Annotated in this window: 14 protein-coding genes and 1 pseudogene; 2 read left to right on the top strand and 13 right to left on the bottom strand. The window is 40.1% G+C overall.

The window, feature by feature from the left end; translation table 11 throughout:
* Nucleotides 1–109 precede the first annotated feature (109 nt).
* The gene (locus OFO01_RS00265; RefSeq protein WP_270858179.1) at nucleotides 110–1,450 is read right to left on the bottom strand and encodes a class II 3-deoxy-7-phosphoheptulonate synthase; all 1,341 of its coding nucleotides are present in this window, start codon (nucleotides 1,448–1,450) and stop codon (nucleotides 110–112) included.
* Nucleotides 1,451–1,622: 172 nt separating this feature from the next.
* Here OFO01_RS00265 and rarD point away from each other — a divergent pair, with 172 nt between their 5' ends.
* Together rarD and OFO01_RS00275 are read left to right on the top strand one after the other, a co-directional pair.
* Nucleotides 1,623–2,498 carry an EamA family transporter RarD gene (gene rarD, locus OFO01_RS00270; protein ID WP_270858180.1) on the top strand — a complete coding sequence of 292 codons (876 nt, stop codon included), beginning with the start codon at nucleotides 1,623–1,625 and terminating at the stop codon, nucleotides 2,496–2,498.
* Nucleotides 2,491–2,904, top strand: a complete 414-nt coding sequence (locus OFO01_RS00275; RefSeq protein WP_270858181.1) for a hypothetical protein — start codon at nucleotides 2,491–2,493, stop codon at nucleotides 2,902–2,904. The genes rarD and OFO01_RS00275 overlap by 8 nt, the downstream gene beginning before the upstream one ends.
* Nucleotides 2,905–2,919: 15 nt before the next feature.
* Here OFO01_RS00275 and OFO01_RS00280 read toward each other — a convergent pair whose 3' ends face one another.
* From OFO01_RS00280 to OFO01_RS00335, 12 genes and pseudogenes are all read right to left on the bottom strand, one after another.
* Nucleotides 2,920–4,755 (bottom strand): dynamin family protein, encoded by a 1,836-nt coding sequence (locus OFO01_RS00280; protein ID WP_270858182.1) that lies wholly within the window; start codon nucleotides 4,753–4,755, stop codon nucleotides 2,920–2,922.
* A complete protein-coding gene (locus tag OFO01_RS00285) occupies nucleotides 4,749–7,028 on the bottom strand; it encodes a dynamin family protein (protein ID WP_270858183.1) in 2,280 nt (759 codons plus the stop codon). Before OFO01_RS00285 ends, OFO01_RS00280 begins: the two co-directional genes overlap by 7 nt.
* Nucleotides 7,029–7,141: 113 nt before the next feature.
* Nucleotides 7,142–7,864, bottom strand: a complete 723-nt coding sequence (locus OFO01_RS00290) for a fumarate reductase iron-sulfur subunit (protein ID WP_270858184.1) — start codon at nucleotides 7,862–7,864, stop codon at nucleotides 7,142–7,144.
* Nucleotides 7,857–9,875, bottom strand: a complete 2,019-nt coding sequence (locus OFO01_RS00295) for a fumarate reductase flavoprotein subunit (RefSeq protein WP_270858185.1) — start codon at nucleotides 9,873–9,875, stop codon at nucleotides 7,857–7,859. The genes OFO01_RS00290 and OFO01_RS00295 overlap by 8 nt, the downstream gene beginning before the upstream one ends.
* Nucleotides 9,876–9,903: 28 nt before the next feature.
* Nucleotides 9,904–10,605, bottom strand: a pseudogene (locus OFO01_RS00300) (fumarate reductase cytochrome b subunit); the annotation flags it as partial.
* 96 nt (nucleotides 10,606–10,701) lie between these two features.
* Nucleotides 10,702–11,520, bottom strand: coding sequence for a prolipoprotein diacylglyceryl transferase (gene lgt / locus OFO01_RS00305; protein ID WP_270858186.1), 819 nt, complete (start codon nucleotides 11,518–11,520; stop codon nucleotides 10,702–10,704).
* 31 nt (nucleotides 11,521–11,551) lie between these two features.
* Nucleotides 11,552–12,091: a hypothetical protein gene (locus tag OFO01_RS00310; protein WP_270858187.1), complete on the bottom strand. Its 540-nt coding sequence runs from the start codon at nucleotides 12,089–12,091 to the stop codon at nucleotides 11,552–11,554.
* Between the two features lie 9 nt (nucleotides 12,092–12,100).
* A complete protein-coding gene (locus OFO01_RS00315) occupies nucleotides 12,101–13,378 on the bottom strand; it encodes a DNA polymerase Y family protein (RefSeq protein WP_270858188.1) in 1,278 nt (425 codons plus the stop codon).
* A complete protein-coding gene (locus OFO01_RS00320) occupies nucleotides 13,375–14,376 on the bottom strand; it encodes a bifunctional 3,4-dihydroxy-2-butanone 4-phosphate synthase/GTP cyclohydrolase II (protein ID WP_270858739.1) in 1,002 nt (333 codons plus the stop codon). The genes OFO01_RS00315 and OFO01_RS00320 overlap by 4 nt, the downstream gene beginning before the upstream one ends.
* A gap of 23 nt (nucleotides 14,377–14,399) precedes the next feature.
* Nucleotides 14,400–14,630, bottom strand: coding sequence for a WG repeat-containing protein (locus tag OFO01_RS00325; protein ID WP_270858189.1), 231 nt, complete (start codon nucleotides 14,628–14,630; stop codon nucleotides 14,400–14,402).
* Nucleotides 14,597–17,830 carry a WG repeat-containing protein gene (locus OFO01_RS00330; protein WP_270858190.1) on the bottom strand — a complete coding sequence of 1,078 codons (3,234 nt, stop codon included), beginning with the start codon at nucleotides 17,828–17,830 and terminating at the stop codon, nucleotides 14,597–14,599. The genes OFO01_RS00325 and OFO01_RS00330 overlap by 34 nt, the downstream gene beginning before the upstream one ends.
* 17 nt (nucleotides 17,831–17,847) lie before the next feature.
* Nucleotides 17,848–18,330, bottom strand: coding sequence for an HIT family protein (locus OFO01_RS00335; protein ID WP_270858191.1), 483 nt, complete (start codon nucleotides 18,328–18,330; stop codon nucleotides 17,848–17,850).
* Nucleotides 18,331–18,338: the final 8 nt, after the last annotated feature.

An 18,338-nucleotide genomic window follows, 5' to 3' on the forward strand; every position in this document is an offset into this window, starting at 1 on the left:
CATAACAAATAACAACAATTCATTTTTACAAATCCACCACAAAATAAAAAAGCCAAATTCACCAAAAATGGCAAATTTGGCTTATAGGCAAAATTTAAATTTCGAAATTTTAATCCACTGCCTTTAAATTATCAGCGATTACAAAGGCAAGTTCGAGCGCTTGATCTGCGTTTAGGCGCGGATCGCACTGGGTTTCGTAGCGCTCTTTTAGCGTCTCTTCTGTCACATTAAACGCCCCGCCTGTGCATTCTGTGACATCTTGGCCTGTCATTTCTAGGTGGATTCCGCCAGCTTTCGTCCCCTCGGCATTGTGGATTTCAAAGAAGCTTTGAACCTCTTTTAAAATCATATCGAACTCGCGCGTTTTGTAATTGCCCGCTTTGACGGTATTTCCGTGCATAGGATCGATACTGTATAAAATTTCCCTGCCCTCGCTTTTTAGCTCGCGCAGTATTTTTGGCAGCCTATCGCCGATTTTATCCGCGCCCATGCGGATGATGATATTTAGCCTGCCAGCCTCGTTTTCTGGATTTAGCGCGTCTGCTAGGCGCAAAATATCCTGCGCGCTAGCGTTTGGTCCGATTTTTACGCCGATAGGGTTTTTGATACCGCTCATAAAATGCACATGCGCATCACCAACTCCCCTAGTGCGCTCGCCTATCCAAACCATGTGCGCCGAGCAGTCATACCAATCCCCGCTCGTGCTGTCTATGCGCGTCAAACACTCTTCGTAATTTAGCAAAAGCGCCTCGTGCGAAGTGTAAAATTTCGTCTCATTTAGCGTTGGTGCGCTTTGTGTATTTATGCCGCATGCGTCCATAAATTTCAGCGCATTTGAGATAGAATCGCTTAGGGCGTTGAATTTCGCCTGCAACTCAGCCCTTTTCAAAAAGCCCAAATTCCACTTATGCACCTCGTGCAGATTGGCTAGACCACCGCGTGAAAACGCACGCAAAAGGTTCATCGTAGCCGCACTTTGGTGATATGCCTCGATCATACGCTCTGGATTTGGCACGCGCGCAGCTTCGTTAAACTCAAAGCCATTTATGATATCGCCACGATAGCTAGGAAGCTTCACACCGCCGACCTCTTCGTAATCACTGCTTCGAGGTTTGGCAAACTGACCTGCTAGGCGTCCGACCTTTACGATAGGCTTGCCAGCGGCGAAGGTCATTACAATCGCCATTTGGAGCATTACCTTAAACATATCACGGATATTGTTTGCGCTAAAATTTGCAAAACTCTCAGCGCAATCCCCACCTTGAAGCAAAAACGCCTCGCCCCTTGTGGCTCTGGCAAGATCGCTTTTTAAAGATCTGACCTCGCCAGCAAAAACTAGTGGCGGGAAGTTATAGAGCCTTTCTTTGACGGCCTCGACTGCGCCCATATCAGGGTATGTGGGCTGCTGTAAGATATTGAAATTTTTCCAAGACGATCTATCCCAACTCATAAATTCTCCTTTTTTTGGTTTTAAAAATTTTGCCATTATACCTAAATATGACTAAATTTCATTTCAAAAATATAAATTTACTCCTAAATTTCACGCCAAAAATAAGCAGTTATTAATCAATTAAATTTTAAAATGCAAGCCTTTTAAATCAATCACAAATTTAAGGAATTTTATGAAAGATGACCGCACAAAAGGGCTAATAATCGCGTTTTTGACCTTTTTTATGTGGGGTGTTTTTCCGATTTATTTCAAATTTATCCAAGATGTAGATGCTACGCAAATTTTAGCGCACAGGATTTTTTGGTCCTTTGTTTTGCTTTTTTTATTTTTGTTTTTTACAAAAAAGCTAAAAAATATCTCGCTTTTGTTATCAGACCGCAAAAAAGCATTGGCGCTTCTTTGCACAGGCTGTTTGATTAGCATAAATTGGGGCATTTTTATCTGGGCGGTAAATTTGGGCGATATTTTATCCACGAGCCTAGGGTATTTCATAAACCCCCTATTATCGGTGCTTTTGGGCGCAATTTTTCTAAAAGAACGGCTAAGCCTAGCAGGGAGGGTTTCGCTATTTTTGGCATTTTTGGCAATCTGCGTGCAAATTTACGCACTTGGCAGACTGCCATTTGTGTCGCTGATTTTGCCGACAAGTTTCGCATTTTATGGATTAATTCGCAAAAAAATCGCCGTGCCTAGCTTCGAGGGGCTGTTTTGCGAGACCACGCTCATGCTCCCGTTTGCGTGCGCGTATTTGGGCTTTTGCGTGTATTCAGGCACTAGCGCATTTGGGGCACACAGCACCGGCGCACTGCTCGCATTTAGCGGAGTTATCACGGTTTTACCACTAATTACCTTCGCTATTTCGACTGCGTATCTGCCGCTTTCTACAATCGGATTTATGCAGTATCTTAGCCCCTCGATGAGCATGCTAATCGCTGTGTTTTTATACGGCGAGGAGCTTAGTTTTTACAAAATTTTCAGCTTTTCGCTCATTTGGCTAGGGCTTGCGATAGTGGGATTTGATAGCTTAAAAAGGAGTAAAAATGGTTAATATAACGCTGATTTTGGCGGTTTTTTTGATAGTAGGTTTTATCGTTTATTCGCAGGTAATGCGCGCAGCCTCGCGCGCTGATATGATAGAGGAAGTGCCAAATAACGCCAAATATCTGAGCTTTTGCGACATACTTGATGGCGAAATTTTAGCTTTGCAAAATTTAGAGCTAAAAGACGAGAGCCAAAGGGACGAAGCACTCGATGAAATCGCAAATCTTAGCAAGGAATTAGTCTTTATCCAAACCATGCACAAAAGCAATCAAAGCCCCGAAATTTGGGAGGAAAAGCTCTTTAAATTTTTGCAAAAATGCGAGGGCGTGATTTTAAAATACGCCAAAGATGGCGAAAAAATCGCCGATAATTGGCGCGAAAAACTAGGAAGCGAGTTTGCGAAATTAGTCTAAATTTAGAAATTTAGACTAATTTTGGCTTTGCAAATTTTCAAGTGCGCTAAAAATCACAAGCGCATTTTCTTGCGTGGCTTTAAAATCCGCGATTTTGGCTAAATTTTCCTCGAAAATTTGCGCAATCTGCGCGCTAAAATCTGAGTAAATTTTATCCACAAACGAGCTAGACCCTACGAAGTCATTTTCAAACTCATAGTAATGAAGTCCCCCTAAAACCGCCTTTTCAAAGTCCTCATAAGAGGGATAAAAAAGCTGATAAAGTCCTGGTTCTTCCTCGTAATCGCTGATTGATTTTGCGATTTTGTTTGCGATGAAATTTGCACTTAGGGTTACGGCGTTTGTGTAGTTTGAAGCGATTTTTATCATAATTTGCTCGAAAAACAGCGCGATTTTTTGGCAAATTTGAAAAACAGCCCTCTCGCCGTCTTTTAAAAACAGCCCATAGACTTCGCTTGCGATTTTAGCGATGTTTGAAGCCTCTATGATAGAGGCTAAATCGCTTTGGCGCTCGTAGTTTTCAAACCTACCTTTAAATAGCAAAATTTCCCTCTCAAACCCCGCATAAATGCGCTCTATCGCCTCGCTCATGGCGTTTTGGGTTTTTACTAACTCAGCCTTAAAACGGCGGAAAATCACATTTAGCCTATCGTCGTTGTAAATCAGCTTCGAAAGCGCGGCGTCGGTGTTGAAATACGGAGCCTCGTAGGCTACCTTTTCGTATCCCTTCGAAGTCTGCGTGCCAAAAAAGCTCTTTTTCGTCTGCGTCGCGCTCACGAAATACTCGTTTTGCTTCGAGCTTAGGGCTTCTTGCATGGTTTTAGCGATAAATTTCGAGGTCTCTTTAATCGAAGCGTAAATTTTGCTAAATTCCTCTTTGTAAATTTCGCGCTCGCTAGCGCAAAATTCAGCGATTTTATCTTTGTTTGAAGCGATAATGTTTTCTAAAATTTTATGTATTTCCAAATACCCTGCCCGCTCGTTTTTAAGCTCGGCAAGTATGAAATTTAGCCTAGATTTGGCAAAGCTAATGCGGTTTTTATCAAGTCCGTCTAAAAACTCTCTAACCTCGCTAAACCCGCTGTTTTGGATATCGCCAGCTTTTTCTAGCTTTGATGATATTGGCACGATAGAGGCGAAATTCGCACCAAAAATCGTTTTAGCGTAATTATGCACGCGCTCGATTTCTTCGGCGCCAAGCCTATCTTTTTGGCTTAAAATCGCAATGGAGTTTTTGCTTAAAAATTTTGGTAAAAGCGAAATTTGAGCTGTTTCGCTCTTTCTAGCGGCGTTGTCGATGAGTGAAATCCAAAGCACGCCAAAAACCTCGTCGAAAATCTCCAAAGTCTCCCTAGTATCGGCGTTCGAGCGTGAATTTAGCCCTGGGGTGTCGATGAAATTTATCTTTTTCAAAAGCTCGTGCGGCAAAAACATATTTATATTTTTGATATCTTTTAGCTCCCGCCTTTGATCGACGAAGTCCGAAATCTGCGAGCTTTCTAAGGTTTGGGTGTAGCCGTTTTTATACGCTACACTCATCATTTCATAAGGGGCGTATTTGATGTGAGTGGCCTTGGCGGTTACCGGCACGACGCCAGTTGGTAAAACTTCGCTAGAAAGCAAGGTGTTTAAAAATGTCGATTTACCACTGCTAAACTGCCCCACAACCGCGATTTTAAGAGGCTCGGACTCGACGAGCAAAATTTCATCTAAAACCTTGCTTAAATGCGCACTAGGGTGCAGACTCGGGTCTTTTAGCTCGCTCACAGCCCTACTCATATCGCCCCAAAATCCCTGCTTCGTGCTGGGTAAAAATTTCGCCCTATACTCGCTGATAAATTCCCTTAGCATTGCTCGATCCTTTTAATTAATCCATTTACCAAATTTATTTTTTCTCGCACCAATCGCGCGTTTTTGGCGATTTGCTCGGCGTTTTCATCGCCTGCTTTAAGCGCGCTTTCAAGCTCGCTTTGGCGCAAATCTAGGCTAGATTTTTTGCTAGCAAAAAGGGCTAGGACATTTTCTTTAAATTCCTGCGTGCAGGTTTTGGCGATGTTTTCGAAGCTAGATTTTAAATTTAGCTTAGCGAAAAACTCACTAAATAGCGCGTCAAAACTCGCCGATAATGCGCCAAAATCGCTGTTTTTGCGCACGATTTCACGCAGGCTTTCGTTAAATTTAGCGAAATTTGGCTGGGCGAAATTTTCGTCCATGTATTTTTTCGTGTCAAATTTAAGCGAATTTACCTCGCTAAAATCGCTTCCTAAAAGCTCTTTGATATCAGAAATATCGCGCGAAATCTTTTGCGAAAACGAGCGAAAAATGTCTGTGATGACATCTTTGACGCCAGAGTTTGCGATGACTTCTAGCCGCGAAAAATCGATCTGCTTTTTATTTTTTTTCGAGTAATTTATGTCAGTTAAAACCCTGTCTTTAATCGTCAAAATCGCTGATTTTAGCGGCGCAAAAAGCGTGCTATCATCGTAGCTAAGCTTGCTAATCGCGCCGGTTAAATCGTTTTTTAGCTTAGCTAAATTTGCATTTAGCGCGCTAATTTCGGCGTTTATATTCTCGCATTTTTGGGCTAGCTCGCTTTTATTTGCGCTAAAATCGGCGTTTTGCTCCTGCAAATCAGCCAAATACGCCTCGCAAATCAGCGATAACTCTTTTTTGTATGAGGATAAAATTTCATCTGCTTTGGCTGAATTTTCGCCGAAAAATCGCTCGAAAAGATGAGATTTCAGCTCGCCAATGCCCCGTCCGCTGTGGCTGTCTATGCAAAAATAGCTCACATTTTCTATCAGTCCCTCATCGAACCCAAACGCCCCAAGCTCCTCGCAAATACTAGCCCTAGCGTATCTTAGCGCGTCGATTAGCTCGGTCTGGCTAAGCAAATCAGCGTGAGTTAAGACCACAATTAGCGAATTGTTTTTCGAGCTTTTTAGAGTGCTTGCGATAAAGCTCATATCCTTTTTGGTCGAGCTTTGAGAGGCGTTCATTAGGTGGATTATCGCGTCGCTTGAAAACATAAAGTTTTTCGTCAGCTCCTCGCGCAAAACCACGCTATCGTCCAGCCCTGGGGTATCGACGACGGTGATTTTATCGCTTAGAAAATCGCTTTTTATGCCAAGTTCGATAAATTTGATAAATTTTGAAATTTCATACTTGGCAGAGGTGAATTCTTGCAGTTTTTCTGGCTCAATTATGGCTTCGCTTTGGTTTTGAAATTTCGAGCGAAATTCCTGTGCAAAACCCAAAATTTCAAGCTCCTCATCATCGTAGAATTTGACCTTAGCATAAGGCTTATCGCTACCTTTAAGAAGCGTTAAATTCGCCGTTTCAGGGATATTTGAAGTCCCTAAAATATCAAATCCCAAAAGGCGATTTAGCATGCTGGATTTCCCAGCGTTGATTACGCCAGTAACCGAGAGTGTGAAATTCGCATCTTTGGCGTTTAATTTGGCGGCGTTTGTGCGCTCAAAGAGTGAATTTTCAAATTCGCTCGCGCAAACGAGAAAACCTGCGCCTGGATTTGTATCTGAATTTTCGCTCGCATTTTCGCTCGCGCTAGTATCCAAATACTCGCCCGAATTTGCGCCTAAATTTGCGTCCGCGCGCGCGTCAGTATCCGCGCCTGAAACCAAATTTGCAAGCTCATCTTCGCTTTTGGCGCTCAAAAGTGCTTTTAGCTCATCACTAATAGTGTCCAAACTCTCTAATTTGCCGTAAAATGCGAAATTTGCGGGCGAATTTGGGGCTTCGTTTTCACTCAAATCGCTTTGAAGTTGAAGCAAAAATTTTGAAATTTCATCATACTCGCTTTTGCTAATAATTCCTTCTTTGCCTAAATTTTCAACCATCATCAAAACACTTAATTTGGAAATTTTAAGCTTGCAAATCGCATTGATTGCGCCGATTTGTAGGGACTGAATCGCATAGATTCCAATCTCTTCGCCAAGCTCTTTTAAAATTTCTCTAAAACTTTGCAACGATTTAAATTTTTCGAAATTTTGCGAATTTGTGCATAGCATAAGCGCAGCGATATCGCTAGGCATAGTGCGAGTTAGGCTCTCATCGATAAAAAGCCTCTTTGAACCCCAAATTTTACTCATAAAATTATTCATAAACTACCTTTTTTGGGTTGAAATGGTTAGAAATTTGATAAGTTTTGCAATAAAATTTCAAAATTTTATAAAAGTAGAAAGACGCCTGCAAAAATTTTGCAAGCGTCATAGGATTATTTGCCTTTTGCAGCAAGTTTTCTACGCATATAAGCAATGCGAGATTGTAATGGAAGGTGTTTAGGGCAGTTGTCTTCGCAACCTAGCAAACTCATACAACCAAACACACCGTCATCATCGCCGATTAACTCGTAGAAATCATCGTCTGTTCTGTTATCAAGAGCGTCGATTTTAAATCTAGCTACGCGGTTGATACCAACAGCACCGATAAAATCCTCTCTCATAATCGCAGTTCCGCATGCTGCCACGCAGATACCGCACTCGATACAACGATCTAGCTCGAAAACCTCTTGTGCTACTTCTGGTTCAACTTTTTCCTCTAATTTAGAGATGTCAGTTACATGGTCAGTGTGGATCCAGCTCTCGACTCTCTTACTCATCGCGTTCATCCAGTTACCTGTATCTACGCTCAAATCTTTTAGTAGTTTGAATACAGGAAGTGGCATAAGCTCGATAACGCCCTCTGGATAGTCTTTTGTTAGTGTGCGGCAAGCAAGTGCTGGCTTACCATTGACTAACATACCGCAGCTACCGCAGATACCAGCACGACATACGAAGTCGAAGCTTAGCTCTGGGTCAAATTTTTCGCGGATGACATTAAGTGCGATAAATAGTGTCATACCATCTGTTTCTTCAAGCTCATAAGTCGCAAAGTGAGGTTTAGAAACCTTGCTTAGCGGATTAAATTTAAACGCTTTAATTGTGATTTTTCTACTCATATCCTATACCTGCTCTTTCATTTGGTGCTTTATATTTTGGTTGCAACTCATAATGCATTAGTGCTTCTTGGATTTCATAGCGTCCTCTGCCCTCTGATTCCATTTTTGCTCTAATGTCATCAACTTCTTTTTGGCGTTTAGCACTATCTGGGTGCTCGATAATGTTACCCTTAGCGCCATAACCACGGAACGCTGGTGGGATTTCCATTTTCATAATGTCTAGTGGCTCGTAAGTTAGAGTTGGCAATGTATCGCCGTCTTTCCAAGTCGCTAGTGTGCGCTTTAGCCAGTTTGCGTCATCGCGTTTTGTGAAGTCTTCGCGGTAGTGAGCGCCACGGCTCTCTGTGCGATCTAGTGCGCCTTTTGCAACGCAAAGTGCAAGTTTAAGCATCATAGGAACACGATAAGCCTCTTCTAGCTCTGGGTTTCCAAATAGCTCTTTGTTTGAAATTTTAACATTTGTTGATTCTTTGTAAAGCTCTTCTAGCTCTTTTACAGCTTTTGCCAAGCCCTCGCCTGTGCGGAAAATCGCAACATGTTCCCACATGATATCTTTCATTTTATTTTTGATCTCAAATACATTGTATTTGCCGTCTTTATCAAGTAGGCTTTGTAGGTAAGCTTGTGATTTATTTACAAATTTTTCAATTGAAGTTGTTTTGATATCGATTTCGTGGCTTGCGCAGAAATCTGCGAAGTAATCACCTACAATCATACCAGCGACAACTGTCTCAGAAACTGAGTTTCCACCCAAGCGGTTGAATCCATGCATATCCCAGCATGCAGCCTCACCAGCTGAGAATAGACCTGCTAGTGTTGGGCTTTCGCCTGTTGCTTTTGTTTTGATTCCACCCATTGAGTAGTGTTGCATTGGAAGGATTGGAGCCCAACCTTTGCCTCTTTTGCGACCATTTTCATCTGTGTAAGTCTCTGTATCAGCAGGATCGATACCGTTGAAAATTTGGCAAATTTCTTGAACATCGCGAAGGTTTTTCTCGATATGCTCACGACCCAAGATAGAAATATCAAGCCAAACATGGTATCCATAAGGGCTAGGAACGCCTTTACCATTTCTGATGTGTTCCATAATACGGCGTGAAACAACATCGCGGCTAGCTAGTTCTTTTTTCTCTGGTTCATAATCAGGCATAAAGCGATATCCATCGACATCACGCAAGATACCACCATCACCACGGCAACCCTCAGTTAGTAAGATACCACTTGGAACGATTGGAGTTGGGTGGAATTGAACTGCTTCCATATTTCCTAATTGAGCTACGCCTGTTTCTAGTGCGATAGCAGCACCAGTTCCCTCACAAACAACAGCGTTTGTAGTGTGGCGATATACACGACCATAACCACCAGTTGCGATTAGTGTGCCTTTTGCAACATAAGCTGTAAGCTCGCCAGTTACTAAATCGCGAACAATCGCGCCATAACAGCGGTTGTTTTCGTGGATTAGAGCGATTGCTTCTTTTCTATCGTGGATATCGACATTGTGTTTTAATGCCTCGTTTGCAACAGCGAAAAGCATAGTGTGACCAGTAGCGTCAGCTGTGTAGCAAGTTCTCCATTTTTTTGTTCCACCAAAGTCACGACTGTGAATTAGACCATGAACTTCTTCTTTTTCTTCGATTGTTGTTTTTTGAGCGTTGATAATCGCGCTTCTTTTACCTTTTGTGATACGAGTCCATGGAACGCCCCACGCAGCTAACTCACGAATAGCTTTTGGAGCTGTTTGAGCAAACATTCTAGCTACATCTTGATCGCAACCCCAGTCGCTACCTTTTACGGTATCAGCGAAATGCACATCTTCATTATCGCCTTCACTCATTTTAGAATTACCAAGACTTGCTTGCATACCACCTTGTGCTGCTGCTGAGTGCGAGCGTTTAACAGGAATAAGGCTTAAAACTACTGTGCTAAGCCCTTTTTCGCCAGCAGCTACCGCAGCGCGTAGGCCTGCAAGCCCACCACCGATAACTAATGCATCATAATATTTAACATTCATATTTCAATTCCCTATTTTATAAATTTACACCGATTTTGATAAATGCAGCCAAAGATAAAAGACCTAAAATTAAGAAGAAAGCTGAAACAATCCATTTTAATTTTTTAAGTTTTTTACGACTTTCTTTTGCATCAGGACCTTCGAAAATACCCCATTTAACGCATAGTCTGTATAAACCAATGCTACCGTGAAGTTCAACAGCGAAAAGCAATACTAGGTAGAACAACCACATAAAATGGCTTACTACACGAGCACCTGACATATCACCTGAAATTTTATCAGAGTTTGTGATGATGAAAATAAGGTGTGCAGCACCCAAGAAGAACATAATAAAGCCAGTGATTGCTTGAACCCACCAAAGTGAAGTATCTTCGTGTTTGAAGCGTTTCATGTGAGCACGATATGATTGCCATTGGCGGAAATTGATTGGCATTTTTCTCATACCTAGCGCAGCGTGAATAAAGAAAATGATAAATACAGCAAGAGCTAAGAAAGATGTAATATAGCTCATAGAAGGGCTGTCGCTCAAAAATCTTAATTCTAAGAATTCAACAACTTTGGTAAAAAAGTCTCCACCGAACAATACAGTAGAAACAAACATCATATGCACCCACATAAATAGACCCAAAATTCCACCACTGATACTTTGGATTAAGTCTAGGCGCGCTGGCATACGGCTTTTTGTGCGATCCGTGCGGATACCTAAGAAGCCTTCGATTTGCTCGCTCATGAGCTCTCCTTATAGAAAATTAGTTAGTTAAATTACTAACAATTTGTAAATTTAACTTTAACAGGATATTATAGTATTTTTTAACTTTAAGTAAAGTTAATTACGCCCTATTAGTTGAAATTTCAAAGAAATTTTTAATATAACGCCCGCCAAAAACATAACGAGCGATAAAATTTGCCCCATTGAAAATCCGGCGATTACAAACCCAATCCCAGCGTCTGGTTCTCTGAAAAATTCGCTCACAAAGCGCATAAATGTGTATAAAATAGCGTAGTTGCAAATCAGTTCGCCGTCGAATTTCTTAAATTTCCTACTAAAAAATAAAATCACAAAAATCAAAATTCCTTCGAGCAAACCCTCGTAAATTTGGCTAGGGTGGCGAAGCACGCCATCTACAAAAATCCCCCAGCTCACATCAGTTGCGCGCCCGATTAGCTCTTGGTTTAAAAAATTCCCAATCCGCCCGAAAAAATACCCAAGCGGCACGCTGAGCGCGACAAGATCGAGCAGCGCCCACTGGTTTTGGGCGTGGCGACGGCAAAACGCTATTGTGGCGATGATAAATCCAACCACCGCCCCATGGTAGCTCATACCGCGAATTCCAATAAATTCGCCGTTGTAAAAGGGGTTGAAAATTTGCCACGGGTGAGTGAAATACCACAGCGCCTCGCCTGAATAAATCGCGATATATCCGAGCCTAGCGCCCAAAATCACGCCGATTTCGACCCAAATGAAATAATTATCCAGCACCGCACTGCTAAATTTCAGCCCGTCGCGCTTGGCAATCCATTTGGCCATAAAGAGTGCGATTAGCAGGGCCAAAACATACATTATGCCATACCAATGCACGCTAAAACCGGCGACGCTAAACGCAACTGGGTCAAATTTTTCGTAAATGTGGTTCCAAAACTCCAACTCTCGCCCCTAATTAAATTTGTAAATTTGGCTAAATTTTAAGCCCCAAGCTATTTTTCACAACCACGCAAAAATCCGCCAAAAAATACCCAAACGCCTTGTAATAATCGCTTTTTGCGCCAATTTGCAAATGTCCAGCTAGCCCACGCAGGCTTGGCATGATAAAATTCGTCAAATACTCGCCCAAAATATTGTGCGATTTTTCGTTTGTATCTTGCTTGAAAATCATCGCCAACAGCCCTAGCATGTTTGCAGCGTGTGTATCTGGCAAATCCGCAAATGGCTTTTTGAAGCGACATCTTTCGTAAAAAACGCTCACTTCGCTCGCACTTATTAGTTTGAAATAGCTCATATCAAAGGCCTCTTTGAGATTTTCAAAATCAGCGCAAATGGCCTCATAATCGCTATTTTTAACCCCAGCCCAGAGCTCTTGGCCTTTTTTGTTTTCTGGATTTTCGTTGATTATAATCCATTTGCTAGCAAGTTTTTCGAAATTTTCCTTGCTTATCGCGCCCTTAAAATTCGTCGCGAAAATTATACACATAACCGAATAAAGTTCCCCTACTTTCATGTTTTCTCCTTAAATTTCACTAGCTTTTTTAATTTTTTCCACACCAAATTTTGACCAAATTTGATTCATTGATTTATCCAAACTTTGGCGTTTTTTATCGATTTCATCGAAAAGCAGCGTCGCGCACTCTGCGCTATTTGCGCCAAAATTTGACAAATTTAGCGACACATGACTTATCGCATCGCCCCTATGCACATCAATAGCCTCGAAAAGCAAAAGCGCCGTCTCATCGAGCAAATCTAGGCTAAAAGGCCTGTGCTGGCTAAGCCTTTTAGAGCTCTCATCGCGCGATTTGTAGCGGATTTTGACCTCGTAAGTAAGTGGATTTAACCCACCCTCTAAAACCTCGCTAGCAAGGTGTCGAGAGAGGATTTTAATGCGCCTTTTGATCTCGTCCCTATCGAAGCACGGCTCGAAACTGCGCCCAAGACCGATACTTTTGCGCTCCCTGCTAACCTGCACCCGCTCGCTCATATCGCCACTGATTTGAGCGAAAATTTGCTCGCCGTTTTTGCCCATTTTTTCGAAAATTTCCCTATGTCCCCACGCGTCGCCGATACTTTTAATGCCGTATTTTGCGAGCGTTTTTTGCATAGATTTTCCCACACCTGGAAATTTTGAAATTTCGACATCTCTAAGCTCGGTTTTAAGGCGCGAGAGTGGTATTTCACGCACCCCAAAAGGCTTGGCTAAATCGGTGGCAAGCTTAGCAATAAATTTCGCCTCGCTTAGCCCCACACTGCTAGGAAGCCCGAATTTCGCCTTGATTTCGCTTTGCAAAAATAGCGCAAACTCGCGCGCGTTTTCGTTGTATTTCGTGCCACGCAAATCCAAAAAAAACTCATCAACGCTAAATTTTTCGATTTCTGGCGTGAAATTTAGCAAAAATTTATGAATTTGGTTTGAAATCCTGCCATACACGCCGTGCTTTGCCGCGTCCAGCACTAGCTCTGGACATGCTAGAAGCGCCATTTTTAGGGGTTGCGCTGAATGCACGCCAAATTTTCTAGCCTCGTAACTAGCGCTTAAAACCACCCCTTTTTGCAAGGATTTTAGCCTTTTTTGCTCATCGGCAAAATTTTGCAAATTTTGCTCTTTTTGGGCTTGGATTTTAAAATTTTGCGCGCTCTCGTCGAAGTGAAATTTCGCCCCAAAGCCCTCGTCTTTATTAGCGAAAATTTCCTCATTATTTCCGCCGATAACTGCGACAGGAACTCCGCTAAGAGCGGGATTTATCAGCCTTGCGACAGATACGAAAAAGCAGTCTAAATCGATATGCGCTATCAAATTATATCTATCCCAAATCCACTAAGTCCAGCGTATTCCTTCGGGCTGGAATTTGAAAGAATTTTGATTTTTTTAATCCCCAAATGCGCTAAAATCTGCGCCCCGATACCATAGCTTTTGAAATCACCCTTGTGCGAAGCCGAATTTAGCGCCACAATCACGCCACCACTCGTGCTTAAAATTTCTAAATTTTGCATAAAATCATCGTAATTTTCATCTTGCATAAATTCTAAATCACTTGAAATTTTATGAAATTTTACATTGCAAATTTCGCCAATTTCGCCGAAAATAAAGACTTTGTGAGCGTTGTCATCGTGGTCTGTGATTTCGCAGACTTTGCACGATTTACCGCAAATTTTGCCCTCGCTAAATTCACCAAATTTAACCAAAGTTTCGTGCTTTAATCTGTATTCGACGATTTGGGCGATTGAAATCATATTTATACCAAATTTTTCGCAGAATTTCTCCAAATCATCGCGCCTTGCCATTGTGCCGTCTTCATTTACGATCTCGCAAATCACCGCACTTGGCGCGATTCCAGCGAGCTTGCACAAATCCACAGAGCCCTCAGTGTGGCCTGTGCGCACGAGCACTCCGCCTTTTTTGGCGATGAGCGGATTTATGTGGCCAGGGCGCACGAAGTCGCTTGGGGTGGAGTTTGGGCGCGCCATAAGCTCGATTGTCATATTTCGCTCATAGGCACTTACGCCCGTGGTTGCGTCTTTTGCGTCGATTGTGATAGTAAATGCCGTCTCGTGCGAAGAGGTGTTTTTATCGACCATTAGGGGCAAATCTAGCCTTTTGGCGATTTCCTCGTCCAGTGCGACGCAAACCACGCCACGAGCGTGTGTGATAGCGAAATTTACCTTCTCCGCGCTCGTAAAAGTCGCAGGAAAAATCAAATCGCCCTCATTTTCGCGATCAACATCATCGACCATGACAATCATCTTGCCATTTTTCATATCTTGTATAGCTTGTTCTACGCTAACCATTTTTATCCTTTTTTGTCTTTTCATTAAATTTATCTAACAATATTCCCTTTTTTATCGATTATTATAACATCGCCATCTAGTTTAATTTTTATATAATCATCGCTTAAAATTTTAATAAATTCAAACTCTTCGTAAAAAGTTGGTGGTAAAATTTCATTACCATTTTCATCAATCAAACCCCATTTGCCATTTTGTTTCAACCTAATAATACCTTCTTTCTCACAAATCATCTCTTCAAAAATAATATCTGTCCAGCCCAAACTGTGAAAACTTTATCATAAATGCAAGGTATAACTTCATTTCCATTTTTATCGATAAAGCCGTATTTCCAGTCTTTTTTAACTATTGCTAAACCTTCACTAAAATCATAAGCATCATAATAAATGCAAGGTACAACTTCATTTCCATTTTTATCAATAAATCCATATTTATAAGCTTTTTTAACTTTTGCTAAACCTTCTCTAAAACCACCGGCATCATCATAAATGCAAGGTATAACTTCATTTCCATTTTTATCGATAAAGCCACATTTACCAGCTTTTTCAACTTTTGCTAAACCTTCACTAAAAGGCCAGACATTATCATAAATGCAAGGTGTAACTTCATTTCCATTTTTATCGATAAAGCCATATTTATCATCTTTTTCAACTACTGCTAAACCTTCTCTAAAATCATTGACATCATCATAAATGCAAGGTGTAACTTCATTTCCATTTTTATTGATAAATCCCCATTTACCAGCTTTTTTAACTCCCACTAAACCTTCACTAAAATACCGGGCATTATCATAAATGCAAGGTGTAACTTCATTTCCATTTTTATTGATAAATCCCCATTTACCAGCTTTTTTAACTCCCGCTAAACCTTCACTAAAATCACCAACATCACCAAAAATGCGAGGTATAGCTTCATTTCCATTTTTATCGACAAATCCCCATTTGCCACCTTTTTTAAGTCTTACAACATCGGTAGTGTAGAACAAGCCACTATTGACACCATCATAAATGCAAGGTATAACTTCATTTCCATTTTTATCAATAAATCCATATTTATATCCATATTTACCAGCTTTGTTAACTTTTGCTAAACCTTCACTAAAAGGCCAGACATTATCATAAATGCAAGGTATAACTTTATTTCCATTTTTATTGATAAATCCATATTTATCATCTTTTTCAACTTTTGCTAAACCTTCACTAAAATCATCAGCACCATCATAAATGCAAGGTATAACTTCATTTCCATTTTTATCGATAAAGCCCAATTTACCAGCTTTTTTAACTTCTACTAAACCTTCACTAAAATCATTGACATCATCATAAATGCAAGGTATAACTTCATTTCCATTTTTATCAATAAATCCCCATTTGCCAACTTTTTTAACTTCTGCTAAACCTTCTCTAAAAGAACAGACATCATCATAAATGCAAGGTATAACTTCATTTCCATTTTTATCAATAAATCCACATTTACCAGCTTTTTCAACTCCCGCTAAACCTTCACTAAAATCACCAGCATAATCATAAATGCAAGGTATAACTTCATTTCCATTTTTATCGATAAATCCCCATTTACCAGCTTTTTTAACTCCCGCTAAACCTTCACTAAAATCACCAACATAACCATAAATGCAAGGTATAACTTCATTTCCATTTTTATTGATAAATCCATATTTATAAGCTTTTTTAACTCCTGCTAAACCTTCAATAAAAAAAGACCGGGCATTATCATAAATGCAAGGTATAACTTTATTTCCATTTTTATCAATAAATCCATATTTATCATCTTTTTTAACTTCTGCTAAACCTTCACTAAAACCACCGGCATCATCATAAATGCAAGGTATAACTTCATTTCCATTTTTATTGATAAATCCATATTTATCATCTTTTTTAACTATTGCTAAACCTTCACTAAAATCATCAGCACCATCATAAATGCAAGGTATAACTTCATTTCCATTTTTATCGATAAATCCCCATTTACCAGCTTTTTTAACTCCCGCTAAACCTTCACTAAAAACACCGGCATCATCATAAATGCAAGGTATAACTTCATTTCCATTTTTATCAATAAATCCATATTTATCATCTTTTTTAACTATTGCTAAACCTTCACTAAAATACTTGGCATCACCATAAGTGCAAGGTATAACTTCATTTCCATTTTTATCGATAAATCCCCATTTACCAGCTTTTCTAACTCTTGCTAAACCTTCACTAAAATACTTGGCATCATCATAAATGCAAGGTATAACTTCATTTCCATTTTTATTGATAAATCCATATTTATCATCTTTTTTAACTATTGCTAAACCTTCACTAAAATCATAAGCATCATCATAAATGCAAGGTATAACTTCATTTCCATTTGTATCAATAAAACCATATTTACCATCTTTTTTAACTCTTGTTAAACCTTCATTAAAAAACCAGGCATCATCATAAATGCAAGGTACAACTTCATTTCCATTTTTATCGATAAATCCCCATTTATCATCTTTTTTAACTATTGCTAAACCTTCACTAAAATCACCGGCATCATCATAAATGCAAGGTATAACTTCATTTCCATTTTTATCGATAAATCCATATTTATCATCTTTTCCAACTATTGCTAAACCTTCACTAAAATCATAAGCATCATCATAAATGAAAGGTATAACTTCATTTCCATTTTTATCGATAAATCCATGTTTATCATCTTTTTCAACTTCTGCTAAACCTTCACTAAAATCATTGACATCATCATAAATGCAAGGTGTAACTTCATTTCCATTTTTATCAATAAATCCATATTTATAAGCTTTTTTAACTTTTGCTAAACCTTCACTAAAAGACCAGGCATCATTATCATAAATGCAAGGTATAACTTCATTTCCATTTTTATCAATAAATCCATGTTTATCATCTTTTTCAACTTCTGCTAAACCTTCACTAAAATCACCGGCATCATCATAAATGCAAGGTATAACTTCATTTCCATTTTTATCGATAAAGCCCAATTTATCATCTTTTACAACTTTTGCTAAACCTTCTCTAAAAACATCGGCATCATCATAAATGCAAGGTATAACTTCATTTCCATTTTTATCAATAAATCCATATTTACCATCTTTTTCAACTACTGCTAAACCTTCACTAAAAGGCCAGACATCATCATCATCATAAATGCAAGGTGTAACTTCATTTCCATTTGTATCAATAAAACCATATTTACCATCTTTTTTAACTCTTGTTAAACCTTCATTAAAAAACCAGGCATCATCATTATCATAAATGCAAGGTATAACTTCATTTCCATTTTTATCGATAAAGCCCCATTTGCCAGCTTTTTTAACTTTTACTAAACCTTCACTAAAAGACCAGGCATCATCATAAATGCAAGGCACGACCTCATTTCCATTTTTATCGACAAAACCACATTTCCCGTCTTTTTTAACCATAGCAAGTAACTTCATTTTCTTTCCTTTCAGTTTTAAAAATTTTCAAATCCAGCTTTTATTTTTTCATAAAGCGGGGCGAAGCTGACGCCATTTACACGCACATTTGCGATTGTGGTGATGAAATTCGTATCTCTCTCCCAGCGCGGAACCAGATGATAATGCACATGCTCAGCTATCCCAGCCCCAGCAGCGGAGCCTAGATTCATACCGATATTTACCCCCTTTGCGCCAATAGCCTCTTTTAGCACTTTTACGCCTTTTTGGACATATTCGCTCATCTCTAACCACGCTTCTAGCGGTAAATTCTCGATATTATCAGTATGCTCGTAAGGAATCACCATAAAAGCCCCGGGGTTGTATGGGTATAAATTCATAAGCCCGAAGCAAAATTTAGCACGAAATACCACGCCTACGCACTTTTCTCCCTTTTTTGCCTTTGCGGCTGCGCAAAATGGGCAACCGCTGCGTTTTTCGGTGAAATAATCACTTCTCCACGGTGCGCAAATATAATCCATATTTTCCC

The organism is Campylobacter sp. JMF_01 NE2 (assembly GCF_027737365.1).
Taxonomy (GTDB): Bacteria; Campylobacterota; Campylobacteria; order Campylobacterales; family Campylobacteraceae; genus Campylobacter_B.